We start from the raw sequence: 18,779 nt of genomic DNA, 5'->3' as shown, positions 1-18,779 counted from the left end.
CGTGCGCCTCTCGACGCAACGGGCTCTCCACGGCTGTTGCTGTCAGGTGTTGTTGGTTCGGTATTGCCAGGGGTTGGGGATCGCTCCTCGGTAGCGGTATCGGGTGACCGATATCGCGTCGAGGTCGAACAGGGTGATCCCGTTGGCGGAGAGCGGCAGCCACCGGCCGGTGTGGTCGGTGAAACGTCTGCGGATCTCCTTCCATCTCCAGCGATGCAGCACGGTCAGCCACCGGATAACCCGCCACCAAACGAAGCGTCGTAGGTGCCGGAAGGTGTGCTTCGCGACGGCATGCTTGAAGTACTGTGCCCAGCCGTTCAGGATCTGGTTGATCCTGAGCAATGCTTCCCCTGGGTTGACCTGCGACGTTCGTCGGGTCTGGTCACGGATCTTCGTCTTGAGCGACCGGATCGGCCGCTTGGCGATGAACGTGTAGACGTACCACTTCTGCGTGCCCCGTTTGCGGCGCCACTGGATGTGGAACCCGAGAAAGTCGAACCCGTCGCTCATGTGCACGATCTGGGTCTTGGCCGGCGACAGCCGCAGCCCCAGTGGTGCCAGCACTGCAGCGACGTCCTCGCGGATGGCTTCCGTATCAGCGCGGGTGCCGTGCACGAGAACGACGAAGTCGTCCGCTTATGCCGAAGCCCGGGTTATGCCGACGTCGCCTGAGATGCCCTGGTCAGCGGGTGGGTGGTTGGCGTCTGAGTCGGCATAACCCCGGTCGATTCCGGTCGTGGCTAGAGGTTTGTTAGCCGTCACCGAAGGTGACGACGAGTTTGCTCTTGTCCGTCATTGATCTTGAGGATGTCTGTGGTGCAGCCCGGAGGGGTTGCGCTTGTTCGTGCGCGTCATCACCGTGAGGACGTTGCTGCAGGCAGCGGCCCTCCCGGTGTTCCTTTGGCCAGGCGCTCGGGAGGGCCGCTTCGGTGCGGAGGCACCTTGGTGATGACGGTAAACGACGACCCGGCTGGGGTCGAACGGCAGCTCGGGGCGGGTGGGCTGTGTTGTCCGGGTTGTCAGGGCCGGTTGACCGGGTGGGGGTGGGCGAGGCGGCGTCTGATCCGGGGTGAGGCGGGCCGGCGGTGGCTGGTGCGGCCGCGGCGTACTCGCTGCTCGGGCTGCGCGGCGACGCATGTGCTGTTGCCGGTCGGTGTGCTGGTGCGCCGGGCGGACGAGATCGGCGTGGTCGGTCGGGCCCTGGCCGCGACGGCGTCCGGGCTGGGTGCGCGGCCGGTCGCTGCGGTGGTGGATCGCCCGTTGGGGACGGTGAGGGGCTGGCTGCGCCGGTTCGCGGGCAAGGCTGAGCAGGTCCGGGCCTGGTTCACCGGGCTGCTGGTGGCCGTGGCGGCCGATCCGGTGGTGCCCGGCCCGGCCGCGACGGTGTTCGCCGATGCCGTGGCCGCGATCGAGGCCGCGGCGCGGGCGGTGGCCGACCGGTTCGCGCTACGCATGGTGACGGCGTGGCAGGTCGCCGGCGCGGTGTCCGGTGGCCGGTTGTTGTCGCCGGACTGGCCACCGGATCGGCCGCTGGAGTGGATCAACACGAGTTCGCCCTGGTCGGCGGCCGTGTGACCGGCAACCCTCAACATTTGCCGATCTTCGAGTGTTGAGGAGGCTGTTGTTGACGACCGTTGATGACGAGGTCCGGGTGCGGGCCGACCGCGCCCGGCAGATTGCGTTGTGGCGCTATCAGTTGATCCGGGAGGCTGCCGACCCGGCGTATTCCACCCGCCAGCGCGGGCGGATGGTGCGCCAGCTCGCCGAGCGGGAGCATCCGGGGCCGTTCGGGACGCCGGTGCGGGTGGCCCGGGCGACCCTGGACCGGTGGATCACGGCGTGGCGGCGGGGCGGGTTCGACGCCCTGGTGCCCAGTCCCCGGCAGGCGACCCCGCGCACTCCGGCCGAGATCCTGGACATGGCTGCGGCACTCAAGCGGGAGAACCCGGGCCGCACCGCGGCGCAGGTGGCCCGAATCCTGCACAAGCATCTGGGCTGGGCGCCGTCGGAGTCCACGGTGCTGCGCCATCTCAACCGGCTCGAACTGGTCGGCCCGGCGCCGCAGACCGTGGTGTTCGGCCGGTTCGAAGCCAGCCACCCCAACGAGTTGTGGGTCGGCGACGCCCTGCACGGCCCGGTCATCGCCGGGCGCAAGACCTACCTGTTCGCGTTCCTCGACGATCACAGCCGGCTGCTGGTCGGGCACCGGTTCGGGTTCGCCGAGGACACCGTGCGCCTCGCGGCCGCGCTGCGCCCGGCCCTGGCTTCGCGCGGAGTGCCCGCCGGGGTCTACGTCGACAACGGCAGCGCGTTCGTCGACGCGTGGCTGCTGCGGGCCTGCGCCAAGCTGGGCATCAAGCTGGTGCACTCCACCCCGGGCCGTCCACAGGGCCGTGGGAAGATCGAACGGTTCTTCCGGCGGGTGCGTGAACAGTTCCTCGTCGAACTGTCCACACCGGACAGTGAACTGCTGGTGCCGGATCTGGTCAGCCTCAACCGGTTGTTCACCGCCTGGGCCGAGACCGAGTACCACCGCCGCACGCATTCGGAGACCGGGCAGACACCCCTGGACCGCTGGCAGGCCGGTGACCCGCCTCGGCTGCCCAGCCCGGCCGCGCTGCGCGAGGCGTTCCTCTGGGAAGCCGCCCGCACGGTTACCAAGACCGGCACCGTCTCCCTGCACGGCAACACCTACCAGGTCGATGGCGGCCTGGCCGGCCGGCGGGTCGAGCTCGTGTTCGACCCGTTCGACCCGACCAGCATCGAGGTCCGGCTGCAGGGCAAGCCGGTCGGGCTGGCCATCCCGCACCGCATTGGCCGACACGCCCACCCCAAGGCCAAACCCGAAACCCCCGACCCGGCACCAGCGGCGTCGGGGATCGGTTACCTCAAGCTCATCGACGCCACCCACCAGGCCGAACTGGCCGACCGGGTCAACTACACCGCCCTGACCGGGCAACGGACCGGCCCCAGCACGCCGACCAGCACGCCCGGAGAGGAGACCACCCGATGATCGACCGTCTGCAAGCACACCACGGCTTCACCCGGATGCCGTTCGGTCGTGACCTGGCACCGGGCATGCTGCACCGGCACGCCGCCCACGCCGAGGCCGTCGCCCGGATCAACTGGTGCGTCGAACAACGCGTCCTCGGCGTCATCACCGGCGAAGTCGGCGCCGGCAAAACCGTCGCCGTCCGCGCCGCCCTCGCCGCCCTCGACCAGGTCCGTCACACCATCATCTACCTCGGCAACCCCACCATCGGCGCCCGCGGCATCCACCACGCCATCGTCACCGCCCTCGGCGGCGTCCCGCACCCACACATGGCCATCCTCGTCCCCCAAGCCGCCGAAGCCCTTGCCGGCGAACACGCCGAACGCGGCCGCACCCCCGTCCTCGTCATCGACGAAGCCCACCTCCTCAACCACGACCAACTCGAAGGCATCCGCATGCTCACCAACCACGACCTCGACCGCTGGTCACCCTTCGCCTGCCTCCTCATCGGCCAACCCACCCTGCGCCGACGCATCAAACTCGGCGTCCTGGCCGCCCTCGACCAGCGCATCGGCCTGCGCTACGCCATGCCCGGCATGACCAGCCAGGAAACCACCGCCTACCTCCGCCATCACCTGCGCCTCGCCGGCCGCGACGACCCCTTGTTCTCCGACGACGCCGCAACCGCGATCCACCAATCCAGCCGCGGCTACCCCCGCGCCGTCAACAACCTCGCCGTCCAAGCCCTCATCGCCGCGTTCGCCGACGGCAAAGCCATCGTCGACGAATCCTCCACCCGCGCCGCGATCAGCGAAGTCATGACCGAATAGCCCGATCCGGCACCGCGAGCATGACAACATCACCACGATCAGCAGCACGTCACCGCGATGACCAACGCCCCGCCCAGCAACCGCTGGCGGGGCGTTTCTCTGCCCGCCCGTCCTCACCACGAACGACGGCTACGTCCTCATTGAAAACGCCGGGCAACAGAGGTTGTCGAGGAACGTGAGCAGGGTGTCGGAGGGCTGGTAGCGGCCGGGGCTGGTGCCGGGTTGGTGGAGGCGGGCGAGGGCTTGTTCCTTGATGGTCATGTCGGCGTGGAGATAGATCTGGGTTGTTTCCGGGGTCTCGTGGCCGAGCCAGAGGGCGATGACGGAGGTGTCGACTCCGGCCTTGAGTAGCGACATCGCGGCGGTGTGCCGAAGGGTGTGCGGGGTGACGTTCTTCGCCCTGATCGATGGGCAGTTGCCCGTTGCCGCGGTTGCGTGTTTGGCGACGAGTCGTTCGACGGCGTCGCGGGAGAGCCGGCCTCCGGTCCGGGTGGGGAACAAAGGACCGGCGGAGGCGGAGTCGAGTTCGGCGAGCCAGATCTTGAGGACCTTGACGGTCTGCGCGGTCAGCGGTGTTGCCCGGTCTTTGCGGCCCTTGCCGTGGCAGCGGACATGCGGGCCCGCGCCGAGGTGAATGTCCTGGCGGGTAAGGCCGATGACCTCTGATACTCGCAGTCCGGTCTGGACAGCGAGCAGGAGTAAGGCGTGGTCGCGGCGGCCGTGCCAGGTAGTGCGGTCGGGGGCAGCGATCAGCGTGTCTGCTTCCTCGTCGGTGAGGTAGCAGACGATGGCGCGTTCGCGGCGCCGTGGTGGGATTGCCAGGACCTGACTGATCACGGCGGCGTGCTCGGGAGCCTTGGTAGCCGCGTAGCGGAACAGAGAGTGGACGGCGGCCAGCCGGGCGTTGCGGGTGGCGCTGCCGTTTCCCCGGTGCTCTTGCAGGTGTTGCAGGAACGCGCCGACCAGAACAGCGTCCAGGTCGGCGAGGCTGAGCCGGCTGGGCGTCTTGCCGGTCTTGGCGTGCGCGAAGGCCAGCAGGAGCTTGCAGGTGTCGCGGTAGGCGGCGACCGTGTTCGGGCTGGCGTTCTTCTGCCGGGCGAGCCGGTCGGTGAAGAATCCCTGCAGGACGGGAGCGAGGTCGGTCATGACGCTGCCCGCCGGTCCGGCTGTCGCTCGAGCCTGCCGACGGCCAGGGCCAGCAGTTCCGGAATGGCTTGCAAGTACCAGTAGGTGGATTTCGGATCGACGTGGCCGAGCCAGGTGGACAGGACCGGAAGCCGGGCCTGCACGTTGTCGCCGTCGCGATACCAGTCCAGCATCGTCGCGACCGCGAACACGTGCCTCAGGTCGTGCAGCCGCGGAGCACGTCGTCCCGGCGGGGCTTGGATGCCTGCCGCGGTGACCAGCGCGGCGAACGTGTGCTGGATGTTGTGATTGTCCAACGGCCTGCCGCGGCTGTTGACCAGGAACGTGCCCGCCCGCGGCTCGGGCATCTGCTCGTCACGGACCCGTGCATAGTCGCGTAGTTCAATGATCGTGCTCGGGTGCAGGAACAGCAGCCGGGACTTGCCGAATTTGGAGTCGACGATCTCGATCGTGCCGGCGTGCAGGTCGACGTCGTCGCGGCCAAGGTGACAAGCCTCTCCCGAGCGCATGCCGGTCACCGCGAGCAGCCCGATCAGCGTCCGCCAGGTCGCCGCCCGGATTCCTGGTCGCAGATCGTCCGCCGCACTCATCAGCGCAACGACCTCGTCCGGTGAATACAGGTAGGGAGGGATTCGCCGGTAGCGGCGCGGCAGGACGTCCTCGGGCGGGATCTCAGTGGCCGGGTCCAGCGCCTGCAGGTGGCGGGCGAAGATCCGCACGGTGTCGAGCCGCCGAGCCTGGTAGACCTCGTCGCTGCTGCCTCGGCCGGTCTGGGTCGCCCACGCGATCGCCAGGTCAGCGGTGACATGCGCTGCGCCGCGCTGCTCGCAGAAACGGACGAAGCTCGTCAGGTGAGGACCTTGCGTTTCCAGCTTGGACCCGAGCGCACGGCGCATGACGAGGTACTGCTCAGCCCTGGCCCGCAGCGTGGTCACCGGCCGGCTCCGGGCCACCGGCGCGCCAGCGGGCGCAACGCCTCTTGATCGACTTTGGCATAGATCGCCGTGGACAGCTGGCTGCGATGCCGCAGCACCTGGCCGACCTCGGGCAGCGACGCGCCGGCGCGCAGCATCTCGGTGGCGAGGGTGTGTCGCAGCCGGTGCGCGCCCCGCCTGGTCAGACCGGCCCGGCCGCAGGCCCGCGCCATCACCTGGCGGACCGCGTCCGGTGTCAACTGCCGATACGGCTGCCGCACGGTCACGAACACCGCCCGCGACTCGCACCGGGGACGGCCATCGGTCAGCCAGCCGGCCAGCGCCTGCCCGGCCGCCGCCGGCAGTGGAAGTCGCTCGACCCGGCTGCCTTTGCCCCTGACCGCGACCTCGCCGGCCCGCCAGTCGATGTCACCCAACTGCAGGCCAGCAGCTTCAGCGCTCCGCAGGCCGAGCCGTGCCAGCAACGACAAGACCGCATATGGATCCGCGACGTCACCTACGACGAAGACCGATCCCAAATCCGCACCGGCACCGGCCCGCAGGTCATGGCCACCCTCCGCAACGCCGCCATCGACGTCCTCCGCCTCGCCGGCAACACCAACATCGCCGCCGCCAACCGCCACCACACCCGCGACACCAACCGACCACTGGCCCTACTCGGCATCACCTGACGACTTTGCCGGGGCCCTGGGACCAGCCCCGACCCCATTCAGGGACCTTATGCTCTGGCGCGAATAGTGAAGTGCCCTGAGTTTGGTGGAGGCTCCCCCGGACTGGGCAACCGCATCGCACTGCTGCCTGGCATCGACTGGCGGCCACGGCGGCTACGCGTCGCTGCACCCAACCGGGCGGGACCCTGCTGGCGAATTCGTGATCCGGTTCGCACCAACGCTGACCCGGACCCGGACGCCGCATGCCTGACCCAGCGCAAACTGACTGCAACCGTCTGGTACCGAGCCAGCACGGTGGCATGACCGATAATTCAAGCGACCTGTCAACCGAGAAAGGGACCAACATGCCTTCGAGGGTCAGTGGACGTTCGGCTGGGTGGTTTGTCGGCGCGGTCGCGTTGCTCCTCGGGGCGGCCACCGTCTGGCAGTCGTCCTACGCTGTCTTCGTCGCCAAGGCCGACAACCCCGGCAACGCCTGGGCCACCGGCAACCTCCAGCTGGCGACCCAGGATGGCAGCGGCGGCCCGCTGACCGGCACCGCGGTGTTCGCGGCCACCGACCTCCGGCCCGGCCCCACCATTGCGCCCCGGTGCGTGACCGTCGACTACAGCGGCAGCATCGCCCCGGCCGGGGCGATTCGCCTCTACGCCAAGGACGGCACGAGCAGCCCCGCCGTCAACGCCCACACGCTTTCCAGCTACCTGTCGCTGACGATCGAGGAGGGCACCGGCGCGACCGACGTCGCCTGCACCGACTTCACCGCGAGCAGCACGCTGTTCGACACCGTCAACCGCTCCGGTCCGACGGACGCGACCGTCATCGCCGGCTCGCTCCTGGACTTCACCACCAGCAACTCCTCCTACGCCACCGCCCGCGTCGGCGGCTGGACGCCAGCCGCCGCACCGCCGAAGACGTCGCGCAGCTACCGATTCACCGTTGCGTTCCCGGGCAGCGCCGTCTTCCCCGGCGGCGGCAGCGACACCATCGACAGCGACCTCATGAGCATGACGGCGCGGACCACGTTCGTCTGGGAAGTCCAGAGTTAGCCATGTTCGTGATACGCCTGCTCGCGCGGACCTGTCTCGCGCTTGGGATCGTGCTCGTCGCCGCGACCGTGCTGCCGGGGCTGGCGGGCTGGCGGTCATACGTGGTGATGTCCGGCTCCATGGAGCCGGCTATCCATCCCGGAGACGTCATCGTCGGCGCGCCTGCCGATTCAACGACGATCGTCCCCGGGCGGGTCGTCGTGTTCCAAGTCGACGGCCGCCGGTTGGCGCACCGGGTCGAGTCCCGCACCGCGGCGGGGTTCGTCACCAGAGGCGACGCGAACGCCACGGCGGACTCAGCGCCGGTACCGCCGGCGGCAGTCATGGGAGTCGCACGGCTGCGCGTGCCGGCCGTGGGGCTTCCGGTGTACTGGGCGGCCACTAGGCAATGGCATCCGCTCAGCACGGCCGCCGCCGCACTGCTCTTTGTGCTCCTCGCAGCCCGGAAGGCTGGTCATGGCCGGCGCAATCTGACGGCCACGGGACGCCATCGCGCCGGCGCCGGTGGTCGCCAGGCTGCTCGCCGGTGGCCTCGGCCCGGCTGGCAACAGGTGCTCGCGGCGGCCGACCCCGACAACCGGAACGACTGACGTCGTCCGCGTGTTGTCCTCGTGCCTCAACCGCCGAATGCCGACAGTGCAAAACGCTCACACAGGCCGTTCGCCGGCCGATGGAACACCCGTGTTCGGAAAAACCATCCGGGTGATCGCTGCGGCGGCGATCGCGGTGTCGACTGCCACCCTGTCCACCGGCAGCAGCGCTCGGACCGCCTTCACCGCGTCGACCTCGAACACGGCCAACACGTTCACCGCCGGCACGGGGTTCGCTGCGGGAACGCTGTGGACGTGGGGCGACACCGGCGACCCCACGCCAAGCCCCCGGCAGGTCGGCTCGGCCGCGTCGTGGACCAGCGCGGCGGTCAGTGGCAGCTGGACGTGCGGGATCCAGACCGGCGGAAGCCTGTGGTGCTGGGGGGCTGACAACGACCAGGGCCAATTGGGCGTGGGGCACCACAACACTCGCTCCATTCCGACCATGGTCGGCACGGCTACCTGGTCACAGGTCGCCGCCGGTGGCACGCACACGTGCGGCGTGCGGACCGACACCACACTGTGGTGCTGGGGCGGCGCAGACAACGGCAAACTGGGCCTGGGCGACACCACCTCCTACGACAGCCCGCAGCAGGTCGTGTCACCGGCTGCCACGGGCTGGGCCACGGTGTCCGCCGGCGACGAGTTCACCTGCGCCACCCGAACCGACACCACCCTCTACTGCTTCGGCAGCAACGACAGCGGCCAAGCCGGAATCGGCAACACAGTGACGCCGCAACTGACTCCGGTCGCGGTCAGTACACCGTCTACGACCGGTTGGGCGACAGTTTCCTCGGGCTATCAACACGCGTGCGCGCTGCGCACCGACAGCACGCTGTACTGCTGGGGCGACGGAGGGTCCGGCCGGCTCGGGGTCAACTCGACCGCCAGATTCACCTCCCCGCAGCAGGTGGCAGGCACCTGGTCTGTGCTGTCGCTGGGCCTCAACCACACCTGTGCGATCAAGCCGGACGGCAGCCTTTGGTGCTGGGGCGCCGGCGGCAGCGGCAGGCTCGGCTTGGGCGACACGGCCAGCCGGCTGGTGCCGAACCAGGTCGGCACGATCGCCAGCGGTACCTGGCGCACCGTGGCTGGCGCTTCGGCGCACACATGTGCCACGAAGACGGATGGCACGCAGTGGTGCTGGGGCGAAAACACCTTGGGCGAGCTCGGTCTCAACGATGCCGTGAACCGGACCAGTCCGGTTCAGGTCGGCACAGAGACCACTTGGTCCACCTCTGCGACCGGCCATTCGCCGCACCAAACCTGTTCCACCAAGAGTGACGGCACGCTGTGGTGCTGGGGGGACCTCCGGCCCGCCACGGCCCAGCCGAGCCAGGTGGGCGCCGCGAGCACCTGGCGCTCGGCTGCGCTCGGAAACGCCTTCACCTGCGCCACCCAGTCAAACGGCACCCTATGGTGCTGGGGCAGGGGCAGCAACGGCCGGCTCGGCACCGGAGACACGAACCCGCGACTTGTCCCTACCCAGGTGGGCCCCGCAACGACCTGGGACCGCGTCACCGCAGGGGAATACTACGGCTGCGCCACCCGTACCGACACCACACTCTGGTGCTGGGGCGACAACAGCCAAGGCAACTTGGGCATCGGCAGCACCACCCAGCAGAACAACCCGGCCCAGATCACCAGCCCCGCCGCCACCGGCTGGGCCTCGGTGTCCGCCGGCGACAACTTCACCTGCGCCACACGAATCGACACGACGCTGTACTGCTTCGGGCGCAACTCCGACGGCCAAGTCGGCATCGGCTCCACGGTGTCACCGCAGACCACGCCCGTCCAGGTCACGTCCCCGAGCACCACCGGGTGGACCGCCGTGTCCCTCGGATACCGGCACGCGTGCGCCATCCGGACCGACCAGACGCTGTACTGCTGGGGTGACGGCCACGCGGGGCGACTCGGCCTCGGCAACGGCAACGGCAACGGCCAACCTCAACCCACGCAGGTGCCGGGCTCGACCTGGTGGGCGGTATCGCTGGGCGCTGACCACTCGTGCGCCATCAAGACCGACGGCTCCCTGTGGTGCTGGGGCAGCGGCAGCAGCGGCCAGCTCGGCGCCGGGACAACCGCGGACCAGTCCGCCCCCGCCAGCGTCGGCAGCGCCACCACCTGGCGCACGGTCAGCGGCGGTGTCCGGCATACCTGCGCCGTTCAGAGCGTCGGCACCGTATGGTGCTGGGGCAGCAACGCCCTCGGCCAACTCGGCCTCGGCTCCGGCATCACCACACAGACCACGCCGGCGCAGGTCAACGCGCCGATCGGCCGTCCGACCTTCACCGGGCCGCGTTCGAACGCCACCGCTGTGCTCAGCTACTGAAACCAATCCGCTCCGCAAATCGGTGAAACAGCCCGCAGCGCTGCCGATCCAACCCGTGTGCGAACGGATGACTTCACGCCAGGGCGACACCGCCTGCGAGTCCATGCCGCAGCGCCACCGCGCCACCGCGTGCCGCCCCGACGCGGACTGAGCATGGCCATCGTGTCACTGTGCGCCCTGGTGATCGGAGCCGCCACCACCACGCTCACCTGGGCGGCCTTCAGCGCGCAGGCCACCAGCCCGGGCAACAGCTTCGACACCGGGACCGTCTCCATCACCGACAACGACGGTGGCACGGCCCTGTTCAACGCTGCCGCGATCTGGCCGGGATCGCCGATCAGCAAGTGCATCCAGGTCACCTACACCGGCACGCTGCCGGCCGGGGTACGCCTCTACGGCGCCACGACAGCCGGTACCGGGCTCGAAGCGTACCTAGAGCTCACCGTGGTCCGGGGCACCGTCTCGAACGGCACGTTCCCCGACTGCGCCAGCTTCACTGCCGACAGCACCGACCACATCGGGCTCGGACCCGGCGTCCTCTACAGCGGACCGCTTTCCGGTTTCGCGATCGGCGTCACCGACCCCGGCGCGGCATGGTCCACAAACGACAGACACGCCTACAAGCTCAGCATCGACCTCGCTGACACCATCGCCGCCGAAGGCAAGACGGTTACCGAGACGTTCGTTTGGGAGGCCCGGTAGCCGCTCCGCCTCCCCCGGCGGCGGTCGACACGGAAGTCGGGGGTGAATCGGTTGCCAATAGCCCGAACATCGCAAGAACCCGATCATCATGCCGACGGATCATCGTGCGCGTACATGTTCCCGCCGTGCTGACGGCCGCTGCCGTGGCATACTGCGCGCTGGCCGGGCTGCAGGCGGCCGGGCCTCCCCCGCGTCCCGCCGCCGTGATGTCGTCACTCGCACTCGTCAGCGACAACCCGGAGGCGATGTTCCCGTCGACCGCGCTCGCACCGGGCCGGCCGGTGACGCGATGCACAGGCATCACGTATAGCGGCGTCGCGGCGGCGGACACCGCGGTCGTGCTCGACGCCCGTGAGGTCAGCGGTGCCCTGGCGGACCGCCTGCGGCTTCAGGTCGACGTGGGCACCGGCGGCTGTGACAACTTCGCCGGCGCTGAGATGTATGACGGTACCGTTGCGGGGCTCGTCAATGTGCCGACGGGTTGGACACCGGCTCCGGGTGAGCGGCGCACCTTCCGTTTCACGGTCACGTTGCCCGAGGACGCTGCCGCGGACCATGCGCGGGCCAGCGCAACGATCCAGTGGTCGGTGACCGGCTTCAGGGCGGCCGAGAAGGCACCGATGCCTCAACCGCCGACCCAGACACCCGCACAGGTGCCCACCCAAGCATCCGTCCAGGGGCCCGATCAGCAAGGGCCCGATCAGAAGGACGCGACGGTGGCCCGCAAGGAGGGCAGCGGCACGTCCACGATCGCCGAGGTCATACGCGACGTGCTCGACGTCACGAATCGCACCCGCCGCCACAGTGGTTACCTGCTGGCGGGCGGCGCGATCCTGATCCTGTTCCTTCATGTACAACGCAAGGTCGACCGCCGCGACCCGAAGCTCGCCCTCGCCCCGCTCACCGAGCGGTACGCCTACTTCACCATGCCGGCGAAGGAGCCTCGATGACCGCCACACAGGATCTGGTGCCGCTCGTCGACCGCATCCGCTGGATGCTGGTCTATCGGTGCGCGGTCGTGCTGCTGCTGGCCGCCGCCGGACTGGCCCGGGTACTGCCCGACCACACGGCGCCGTTGATCGGCTCGGCGTGGCTCGCGCTGAGTGCGCTGACCCTGCCCGTGACCCGGCTCGGCCGACGCGTCGCCCGAGCCGCGTTCACCGCCTCGTTGATCGGTGACGCGGTGCTGCTGTGCGCGCTGCGACCGGCGCTGGGTTGGCTCGGCTGGCTCGGCGGCGGCGTCGAGCTTCTCACCCTTGGGCACGTGGTGGCGGTCACGCTGCTCGCATCGTTCCGCACCGGCGGGCGGATCGCGCTGTGGCACACGGTGCTGACGTTGTTGCTGCTCGAATCGCGGGCCGCCGGTCTGCTGGGGCCGCCCCTCGCGACGCCACTGGTGCCGTTCGCGGTCACCGTCGCCGGCACCTGGCTCATCATGGTCGCCACCGCGTCGTTTGCCGCCATCAACGAGCGCGAGTTGCGCCGCCGCCGCTACGACGACGACCGGCTGCGCCGCTTCGGCCTCGCGGTCGGGCAGAGCACCGGCACCGCAGAGGCGGCCGGGATGCTGGCCGGATTCGCCCGCGACGAGCTACTCGCCCAGCGCGCCATCGTCGTGTGGTATCCGCAGGAACCCGCCACGGCCCTCGACGGCGCCGGCTTCGCCTGGGCCGACGACGGCACGACCGTAGAGGTGGACGCCGGCCTGCCACAGAACTCGGTCCTGCGGCAGGCCGTCGCTGAGCGGACCACCAAACTCGTGGTCTGGGCCGACGACCCGGTCCTCGATCAGCTTCTTCCCGGCGGCCGCAACCTTATCGTCGTGCCCTTCCAGTTGGCACAGGCCACCGGCGCGCTGGTCATCGAGCACGGCCGCTGGTCGTCGCAGCGCGCCTCACGCCGAGTCGAGCTGCGTATGATCGGCACCGCTGAGCTTGCCACGGCACAGGCGTCGGTGGCGATGGGCCGCGCAATGCTGCTCGAGCAGGTCCGCGCCGCCGCGCAGACCGACGGGCTGACCGGGCTCGCCAACCGCCGCACGTTCGATGAGCGGCTGGCGGCCGAACTTGCCGACCCGGCTCATCACGTCACCCTCGTGATGGTCGACCTCGACCACTTCAAGCGCCTCAACGACACCCACGGACACCAGGTAGGCGACGACGTACTACGCGGCGCCGCCGCTGTGCTGCGTTCGGTCACGCCGAACGGCGCCCTCGCCGCCCGGTATGGTGGCGAGGAGATGGCTCTCATCGCTCCCGGCATCGACGTCTCTGTCGGCGAACGGTTCCGCACCGCGCTACACGCGGCGGCGCTTCCCGTGCCTGTCACCGCCAGCGTTGGTGTCGCCATCGCGGCCGGCGTCCCGCCCGAGACGCTCCTGCGCGCCGCCGATGGTGCGCTGTATGCCGCCAAGCACGGCGGCCGGGACCAGGTCCGCACAGCCGAGTCCCTGTTCGCCGCCTGAGCGCCTCGGGCCGCGGCTACGGGGTTCGGTGCGTCAACCACCGCCGCACGTAGAGCAGGATCCACTTTTCTGGTCGGTGAGCGCGGGCGGCAGGTTCGCCTCCCGGTAGAGCGCCGGCTCGCCGCGACCGAGCATCGTGGGCGGGCACTCGACCTCGGGCGGCAGCAGCACGGGCGGGGCGAGCCGCCGACGACCGTGGCGGCGACGATCAGGCGTCGCCTGAAAGTCACCTGGAGTGTGCCGGGCAGCTGCGGCTATCGTCGGCCGCGCTGCGCCGCCGGTGTTGTGGCGCGGATGCCGTCGAGGAGCACCCGCAGGTAGCGGTCGACCCGCCCTTGCGGTGCGTCGTCGATGCGCAGCGCGAAGACGACGCCGCAGACCAAGTGGTGCAGGTCCGCGGCGGTGAGGTCGGGTCGCAGGTCCCCGCTGTGCCGGGCGCTCGAACACGGTCCGGGCCAGCTGTCCGAACCTGCTCCTCGACCGGCTGGCGGCCGGGCGCGACCCGGCCGTGGTCACCGTCGCATCCGGCCTGTACCGCCTGGGCCGCCTCGACCTGGCCGACCTCGCCGCAGAGCACCGCTACTCGCCGGGCGGCGCCTACGCCACCTCCAAGCTCGCCAACATCCTGTTCGGCCTCGAACTCGACCGCCGCCTGCGCGCCGCCGGGTCACCGGTGCGCAGCCTGCTCGCCCACCCCGGCATGGCGAAGACCGACCTGGACCGCAGCGCACCGCTCTCAGCCCGCGTGGTCGGGACGGTGCTCGGACTCATCATGCGCCGGCCGATCGACGACGCCGTGACGCCGATCCTCTACGCCGCCACCGACCCTGCCGCACCCACGGGCCGCCACATCGGCCCAGGCCGGCCGCTGCGCCGGACCCGCCCGACGTTCGACACCTTCTCCGGCGCCGCCACCGACCCCGACCTGGCCACGCGCCAGTGGCCGCGGTCCGCGGAACTGACCGGGATCGACATCACACCGGCCCTGCCCCGCCACCGACGTCGCTCGGGGGCGATGGCGAGCCTGGACGCGGCCGCGACCCCCGTCCACGACGACTCCAGGATCACACCGGCGAAAGCCCGATCACACCGTCGGGGCCGGCGGCACCACGCCCCCAGCGGGCGAGCGCACGCGCTGGCGCACCTTCGGCCTCGTCGTCATCGGCCTGATGGCGGTGGTGGTCTCGCCGTTTCTCACGCCGGACCAAGAGCCGACCGAGAGCCGGACCGGACGTCGGGCGACATGACGCTCGCCGCTGACGGCCCCGGCTTCTGTCACGGCGGCGGCAACCGTGCCGGCACCGCGCCGGCACCGCGGCTGAGCGACCAGGACCACCGCTCCAAGCTGTACCGGCTGGAGGTCGGCCGGGCGGCCGCCGACCAGATCGCCGCCTGCGAAACCCACCTGCAGCGCCTCGCCGCCTTGGCGCGGACGACTTCGCCGAGGGTTGGGAGCACGTGTTCAGCCACCGCGACGGGGAGCCTTGCGGCATTGAAGTGGTCCGGGTGTCTACTGCGAACGGCTACAGCAACCCCGTGCCGGCGCGACCGCAAGGGCAACAGCGAGTGGAAGCTGCGCAGCCGGCCGCCGTCTGGGCGTCGACGCGGAACCCCGATGACGATGAAGGTGATCCGTGGAAGAACCTTTTCATTTCGGGGCTCCGCGTCGCTGTCGCTTCCGGCACCTCAGCGGGCGCGTCGTTGTCCGGGATGGCTCAGTAACCAAACTTCCACTGTTGGAAACCGCCATTGTTAGAGGCGTGCGGGTAGACGTGGCCGACGTGATTGCCGTCGAGGACCTGACCGCCGACCCTGTTCCGGAAGACGACGTTCGACCAGCCCGTGCCCTCCGCGGCCCACGAAATGCGGATGTCGCTGGCCAAACCGTTGTAGCCGCACTGGTCGGTCGTCCTGATCACATTGGGATTGCCCGGAAGCCAGATGAGGCATAGGCCGGTCGCTTTGTTCCTGAGTTTCACGATGTCAAACTTGTTATGCACCAGCTTGACCGGCTCCCAAATCTGATGATCGTTGCTACGAACCGGCAGACTGCACGGCAGCGTGTACACGTCGCCGTTCCAGTTGCTGTCCAGGCATCGCCCGGTCTCCCAGTTCCGCAGGACGCTCGTGCCTACGTATGCCTGGGCAGGCGACTGGAAGGCCACCGCAGACATGGCAACCGTGACGACGGTGATGAGAACCGCGAGCAGGCGGCGGGAGCGCCGCCCGTATCGGGGTGTGCGGTCGGTGCCCGACCGGGCCAGCTGATCTATCAATTCGGACATACGAGGCTCCAATCCACGAGCTCACCTCGAGCTGCACGCAGAGGCGGTCATGTGCTGACAAGGTGTGGGGCTGTACATGCCGATCCGTAGAACGGTGGCGAGTGGTGCCAGGTTCACACGATCTGGTTGGGCAAGTGGGAGCGCCGCATCGCCGTCGGTTCCTCGGCCTGTCAACGGTCAGGAGCACACGTGTCCGACCCGGTCGCACTGGCCCATTCGCGTCAGGCGGGCCCCAGGGCCTTTGCAAGGTAGGTATTTGACCGCTTTGCGCTACGGCAGTAGGCCGAGGGCTCGCAGCGGTCGGCGGGGTCTCTGGCGTTGGCGCGGAGCGCTTGGGCGATCGTGGTGGTGCCGGCCAGTCGGAGCACGCTGACCGCGGCGTTGCGGATTCTCTGAACTTTGATGTTTGTCGATTCGTGGGTGTCCACTGGCGGTCAGCGGTTGCTTGTGAGGGTGGGGATGCGCAGGTGGACGGTGTGCTGGTTGGGGGTGCGTCGTTCGATCCGGGCGAGTTTGTCTTCGGCGCCGGCGAGGCTGATCTTCAGTCCTTCGACCTCGCCGAGCCAGCCCTCGCGTTCGGCTTCGGCGATGCGGGCGGTGAGGTTGTCGCGGATGTCGGTGAGCCGGTCGCGTTGAGCGGGGTCTGGCCAGTGCATTGCGCAGCGGATGCCGGCATAACCGAAATGATCTTGAAGTCAACCCAGCACGTGGCGGACTTTCCCGGCGTGACCCAGCGTGACTAAGAAATCTTGGCGTGTGTGACGGGCGGGCGTGTCGGCGTTGTTCGCTGTCGGCAGCGTCAGGCGTGTGCGCGCCGGGCCGGGCTCGTGCAGACTGCCACCATGGCCGAGATCTCGCTGTCTGTGCCCCGTTACGATTCGACGAGGGGCGTTGTCGCTCCTGTCGAGGGTGGAACGGTGATCGTGGAAGTCGTTGACGGGTCGGTCGAAATCTTTGGGGATCCGGCTGGTCTACGTGACCTTGCACGGTGGTGTCTTGCGCTCGCGGACGAGAACGCTCCATCTGGATCTCATATCCACCTTAATCCGGGAACCGTGCCGCTGGCGCTCGAGTCTGCCTCCTTGATGCTTGCTCGGCAGCCCACCCGCTGACCACACTCAGGCAGATCCGGTGCCCGTGGGCGCGCGGTGCGGTTAGGTGACGGTACTTGGTGTCGACGGCGGCCTGAGACTGGTTCTGGTTCTGGCCCCCTTTAGCCCGGGTCATTCGTTAAGGGCTGCCCAGATGCTGGGTCGATAGAGAACAGGTGCCATGTCGGGTGGCCGGAGGGAGTCTCGCCCTCCGGCTCCCACAGATCCCGGCGTAAACCTCTCGGCTCACCGGGCTCCTGTCACCCTGATCACCAGGCCGTCGTAAGCGAGGTGACCCATGCCCAGTGCGCGAACAGTCCCCGCCGTCTGGCGACGGTCCTTCTCCAGTACTGGAGGGCCTTCTTCTTGCTCCGCAACCGTTTGAGCTTGCGACGGAGGAACCGCATCAGGTAGGCGTTGATGCGCTCCAGCAGCGGAACCTGTCAAGTCAACTGAGACAGTTTCTTGATTTTGTTTAGCTTTGTGCTGGTGGAAGGTTGGTCGCCGCCGTGGCGGCGACCTGTTCGAGGGCGTTGTCGTCTGGTTTGTTGATCCATGCCCGTTCCGGGAGGCGGGGCGGCTGTGGACGGCGGCGGCCGAACCGTTCGGGATGCGCGGCCCAGGCGGCGTCGAGGGTGCGTTGCCGCTGTTCACGGATCTGCCCGGCGGTGCCGTGATGGACTGACGCTGGGGTGTGCAGGCCGATCCCGGAGTGTCGGTGTTCGTGGTTGTAGTAGGTGTAGAAGGCTTCGCAGTGCTGCCGGGCGTGCTGGATCGACCCGAACCGGTCCGGGAACGTCGGGTCGTACTTGAGTGTCTTGAAGCTGGCCTCGATGTACGGGTTGTCGTTGGAGGTCTTCGGCCGGCTGTGACTGCGTCCGATCTTCAGGTCGGTCAGCAGCTGGGTGACGGTCTTGCTGGTCATCGCGGCGCCCCGGTCGGCGTGCACGATCAACTGGTCCGGGTTCACGCGTTCCCGGGCGGCAGCGTCAGCGATCAGGGCTTCGGCGAGCTGCCCGTCCTCGTAGGTGGCGATCAGATGGCCGACGACGTAGCGGGACCAGATGTCGATCACCGTGTAGAGGTGGAACCACACGCCCCGGTCCGGGCCGCGTAGCTTCGTGATGTCCCAGGACCAGACCTGATTGGGCGCGTCGGCCACGAGTTCGGGCTTGGTGCGGGCCGGATGGGTGGCCTGGGCCCGGCGTTCGCCGGTCTGCCCGGCCGCGCGCAGGATCCGGTACATCGTGGACTCCGAACACCACCAGCGGCCCTCGTCGAGCTCACGGGCCCACACCTGCGCCGGTGCCAGATCGGCGTACTCGGGCTGGTTCAGCAGCTGCAGCACCTGCTCACGCTCAGCCTCCGACAGCGCCGACGGCGGCGGTTTACGCGGCGTGCGCGGCCTCGGCGGCGCGGGCGGGGTGCGGCGCCGATACAGCGTCGCCCTGGACAGGCCGGTCAGCCGGCAGGCGGGCGCAACGCCCCAGACCTCGCTCAGCGCCTGCTGCGCCTCGGCGAGGACGGGTTCGGCATCGGCGCGGCATCCGCGCTCTCGGAGAGCAGTTCCAAGCTTGAGATTTAACCAACGGCCCGGGCGATCAGAAGATCGTCCGGGCCGTTTCGGTGTGTCGCAAGGATATGGGTACGGCCACCCGTGATCATTCGGAGTGCTGAAGCTTCGAAGGATGCGGG

19 protein-coding genes are annotated in these 18,779 nt (G+C 69.1%); 11 read left to right on the top strand and 8 right to left on the bottom strand.

The annotated features are described in order from the left end of the window. Positions 1–42: 42 nt before the first annotated feature. Positions 43–615, bottom strand: a complete 573-nt coding sequence (locus ACQEVZ_RS39640) for a group II intron maturase-specific domain-containing protein (RefSeq protein ID WP_433376261.1) — start codon at positions 613–615, stop codon at positions 43–45. A 192-nt stretch (positions 616–807) separates the two neighbouring features. Here ACQEVZ_RS39640 and ACQEVZ_RS39635 point away from each other — a divergent pair, with 192 nt between their 5' ends. Genes ACQEVZ_RS39635 through ACQEVZ_RS39625 form a run of 3 tightly spaced genes read left to right on the top strand, consistent with a single transcriptional unit; the run spans position 808 to position 3,822 of the window. Further along, positions 808–1,575 (top strand): DUF6431 domain-containing protein, encoded by a 768-nt coding sequence (locus ACQEVZ_RS39635; protein WP_433376258.1) that lies wholly within the window; start codon positions 808–810, stop codon positions 1,573–1,575. Between the two features lie 49 nt (positions 1,576–1,624). Further along, a complete protein-coding gene (locus ACQEVZ_RS39630; RefSeq protein WP_433376255.1) occupies positions 1,625–3,013 on the top strand; it encodes a DDE-type integrase/transposase/recombinase in 1,389 nt (462 codons plus the stop codon). Continuing rightward, positions 3,010–3,822 (top strand): ExeA family protein, encoded by an 813-nt coding sequence (locus ACQEVZ_RS39625; RefSeq protein ID WP_433376252.1) that lies wholly within the window; start codon positions 3,010–3,012, stop codon positions 3,820–3,822. The genes ACQEVZ_RS39630 and ACQEVZ_RS39625 overlap by 4 nt, the downstream gene beginning before the upstream one ends. A 129-nt stretch (positions 3,823–3,951) precedes the next feature. Here the strand turns inward: ACQEVZ_RS39625 and ACQEVZ_RS39620 are convergent, their stop codons facing one another. Genes ACQEVZ_RS39620 through ACQEVZ_RS39610 form a run of 3 tightly spaced genes read right to left on the bottom strand, consistent with a single transcriptional unit; the run spans position 3,952 to position 6,529 of the window. Further along, positions 3,952–4,968 carry a tyrosine-type recombinase/integrase gene (locus tag ACQEVZ_RS39620; RefSeq protein WP_433376249.1) on the bottom strand — a complete coding sequence of 339 codons (1,017 nt, stop codon included), beginning with the start codon at positions 4,966–4,968 and terminating at the stop codon, positions 3,952–3,954. Beyond that, positions 4,965–5,903 (bottom strand): tyrosine-type recombinase/integrase, encoded by a 939-nt coding sequence (locus tag ACQEVZ_RS39615; RefSeq protein ID WP_433376246.1) that lies wholly within the window; start codon positions 5,901–5,903, stop codon positions 4,965–4,967. Before ACQEVZ_RS39615 ends, ACQEVZ_RS39620 begins: the two co-directional genes overlap by 4 nt. After that, positions 5,900–6,529 (bottom strand): tyrosine-type recombinase/integrase, encoded by a 630-nt coding sequence (locus ACQEVZ_RS39610; RefSeq protein WP_433376243.1) that lies wholly within the window; start codon positions 6,527–6,529, stop codon positions 5,900–5,902. Before ACQEVZ_RS39610 ends, ACQEVZ_RS39615 begins: the two co-directional genes overlap by 4 nt. A 389-nt stretch (positions 6,530–6,918) precedes the next feature. On the opposite strand from ACQEVZ_RS39610, the gene ACQEVZ_RS39605 reads away from it, so the two are divergent. The 6 genes from ACQEVZ_RS39605 to ACQEVZ_RS39580 all read left to right on the top strand — a co-directional run bounded on the left by ACQEVZ_RS39605 (position 6,919) and on the right by ACQEVZ_RS39580 (position 13,708). After that, positions 6,919–7,620 (top strand): hypothetical protein, encoded by a 702-nt coding sequence (locus tag ACQEVZ_RS39605; RefSeq protein ID WP_433376240.1) that lies wholly within the window; start codon positions 6,919–6,921, stop codon positions 7,618–7,620. 2 nt (positions 7,621–7,622) lie between these two features. Then, positions 7,623–8,210: a signal peptidase I gene (locus ACQEVZ_RS39600; protein WP_433376237.1), complete on the top strand. Its 588-nt coding sequence runs from the start codon at positions 7,623–7,625 to the stop codon at positions 8,208–8,210. Between the two features lie 91 nt (positions 8,211–8,301). Beyond that, positions 8,302–10,542, top strand: coding sequence for an RCC1 domain-containing protein (locus ACQEVZ_RS39595; protein ID WP_433376234.1), 2,241 nt, complete (start codon positions 8,302–8,304; stop codon positions 10,540–10,542). Between the two features lie 153 nt (positions 10,543–10,695). Further along, positions 10,696–11,244 (top strand): hypothetical protein, encoded by a 549-nt coding sequence (locus tag ACQEVZ_RS39590; protein WP_433376231.1) that lies wholly within the window; start codon positions 10,696–10,698, stop codon positions 11,242–11,244. Positions 11,245–11,489: 245 nt separating this feature from the next. Continuing rightward, on the top strand, positions 11,490–12,194 hold the full coding sequence (locus tag ACQEVZ_RS39585) for a hypothetical protein (protein ID WP_433376228.1): 705 nt from the start codon (positions 11,490–11,492) through the stop codon (positions 12,192–12,194). Next, a complete protein-coding gene (locus tag ACQEVZ_RS39580) occupies positions 12,191–13,708 on the top strand; it encodes a diguanylate cyclase domain-containing protein (protein WP_433376225.1) in 1,518 nt (505 codons plus the stop codon). The genes ACQEVZ_RS39585 and ACQEVZ_RS39580 overlap by 4 nt, the downstream gene beginning before the upstream one ends. 254 nt (positions 13,709–13,962) lie before the next feature. Here ACQEVZ_RS39580 and ACQEVZ_RS39575 read toward each other — a convergent pair whose 3' ends face one another. Continuing rightward, complete coding sequence (locus tag ACQEVZ_RS39575) at positions 13,963–14,091, bottom strand: hypothetical protein (protein ID WP_433376222.1); 129 nt, start codon at positions 14,089–14,091, stop codon at positions 13,963–13,965. A 125-nt stretch (positions 14,092–14,216) separates the two neighbouring features. On the opposite strand from ACQEVZ_RS39575, the gene ACQEVZ_RS39570 reads away from it, so the two are divergent. Further along, positions 14,217–15,464, top strand: coding sequence for a hypothetical protein (locus ACQEVZ_RS39570; protein ID WP_433376219.1), 1,248 nt, complete (start codon positions 14,217–14,219; stop codon positions 15,462–15,464). On the opposite strand, the gene ACQEVZ_RS39565 is transcribed toward ACQEVZ_RS39570, so the two are convergent. Both ACQEVZ_RS39565 and ACQEVZ_RS39560 read right to left on the bottom strand, forming a co-directional pair. Then, positions 15,424–15,993 (bottom strand): RICIN domain-containing protein, encoded by a 570-nt coding sequence (locus ACQEVZ_RS39565; protein WP_433376216.1) that lies wholly within the window; start codon positions 15,991–15,993, stop codon positions 15,424–15,426. The genes ACQEVZ_RS39570 and ACQEVZ_RS39565 overlap by 41 nt on opposite strands. 434 nt (positions 15,994–16,427) lie before the next feature. Next, positions 16,428–16,649, bottom strand: coding sequence for a hypothetical protein (locus tag ACQEVZ_RS39560; RefSeq protein ID WP_433376213.1), 222 nt, complete (start codon positions 16,647–16,649; stop codon positions 16,428–16,430). A gap of 186 nt (positions 16,650–16,835) precedes the next feature. On the opposite strand from ACQEVZ_RS39560, the gene ACQEVZ_RS39555 reads away from it, so the two are divergent. After that, positions 16,836–17,105 carry an Imm32 family immunity protein gene (locus ACQEVZ_RS39555; RefSeq protein WP_433376210.1) on the top strand — a complete coding sequence of 90 codons (270 nt, stop codon included), beginning with the start codon at positions 16,836–16,838 and terminating at the stop codon, positions 17,103–17,105. Between the two features lie 454 nt (positions 17,106–17,559). On the opposite strand, the gene ACQEVZ_RS39550 is transcribed toward ACQEVZ_RS39555, so the two are convergent. Then, positions 17,560–18,774 carry an IS3 family transposase gene (locus ACQEVZ_RS39550; protein WP_433377259.1) on the bottom strand — a complete coding sequence of 405 codons (1,215 nt, stop codon included), beginning with the start codon at positions 18,772–18,774 and terminating at the stop codon, positions 17,560–17,562. Positions 18,775–18,779: the final 5 nt, after the last annotated feature.

It is taken from the genome of Dactylosporangium sp. CA-152071 (assembly GCF_050936335.1).
GTDB classification, from domain to species: domain Bacteria; phylum Actinomycetota; class Actinomycetes; order Mycobacteriales; family Micromonosporaceae; genus Dactylosporangium; species Dactylosporangium maewongense.
Note: the sequence above shows the minus strand (reverse complement) of the source record. Positions and strands in the feature narration are given on the sequence as shown.

What these genes read in the sequence shown, in the direction of transcription:
- ACQEVZ_RS39585 (WP_433376228.1), top strand. Translation starts at nt 11,490, where the DNA reads ATGTTCCCGTCGACCGCGCTCGCACCGGGCCGGCCGGTGACGCGATGC.
- ACQEVZ_RS39600 (WP_433376237.1), top strand. Translation starts at nt 7,623, where the DNA reads ATGTTCGTGATACGCCTGCTCGCGCGGACCTGTCTCGCGCTTGGGATC.
- ACQEVZ_RS39605 (WP_433376240.1), top strand. Translation starts at nt 6,919, where the DNA reads ATGCCTTCGAGGGTCAGTGGACGTTCGGCTGGGTGGTTTGTCGGCGCG.
- ACQEVZ_RS39580 (WP_433376225.1), top strand. Translation starts at nt 12,191, where the DNA reads ATGACCGCCACACAGGATCTGGTGCCGCTCGTCGACCGCATCCGCTGG.
- ACQEVZ_RS39565 (WP_433376216.1), bottom strand. Translation starts at nt 15,993, where the DNA reads ATGTCCGAATTGATAGATCAGCTGGCCCGGTCGGGCACCGACCGCACA.
- ACQEVZ_RS39620 (WP_433376249.1), bottom strand. Translation starts at nt 4,968, where the DNA reads ATGACCGACCTCGCTCCCGTCCTGCAGGGATTCTTCACCGACCGGCTC.
- ACQEVZ_RS39625 (WP_433376252.1), top strand. Translation starts at nt 3,010, where the DNA reads ATGATCGACCGTCTGCAAGCACACCACGGCTTCACCCGGATGCCGTTC.
- ACQEVZ_RS39555 (WP_433376210.1), top strand. Translation starts at nt 16,836, where the DNA reads ATGGCCGAGATCTCGCTGTCTGTGCCCCGTTACGATTCGACGAGGGGC.
- ACQEVZ_RS39635 (WP_433376258.1), top strand. Translation starts at nt 808, where the DNA reads ATGTCTGTGGTGCAGCCCGGAGGGGTTGCGCTTGTTCGTGCGCGTCAT.
- ACQEVZ_RS39560 (WP_433376213.1), bottom strand. Translation starts at nt 16,649, where the DNA reads ATGCACTGGCCAGACCCCGCTCAACGCGACCGGCTCACCGACATCCGC.
- ACQEVZ_RS39590 (WP_433376231.1), top strand. Translation starts at nt 10,696, where the DNA reads ATGGCCATCGTGTCACTGTGCGCCCTGGTGATCGGAGCCGCCACCACC.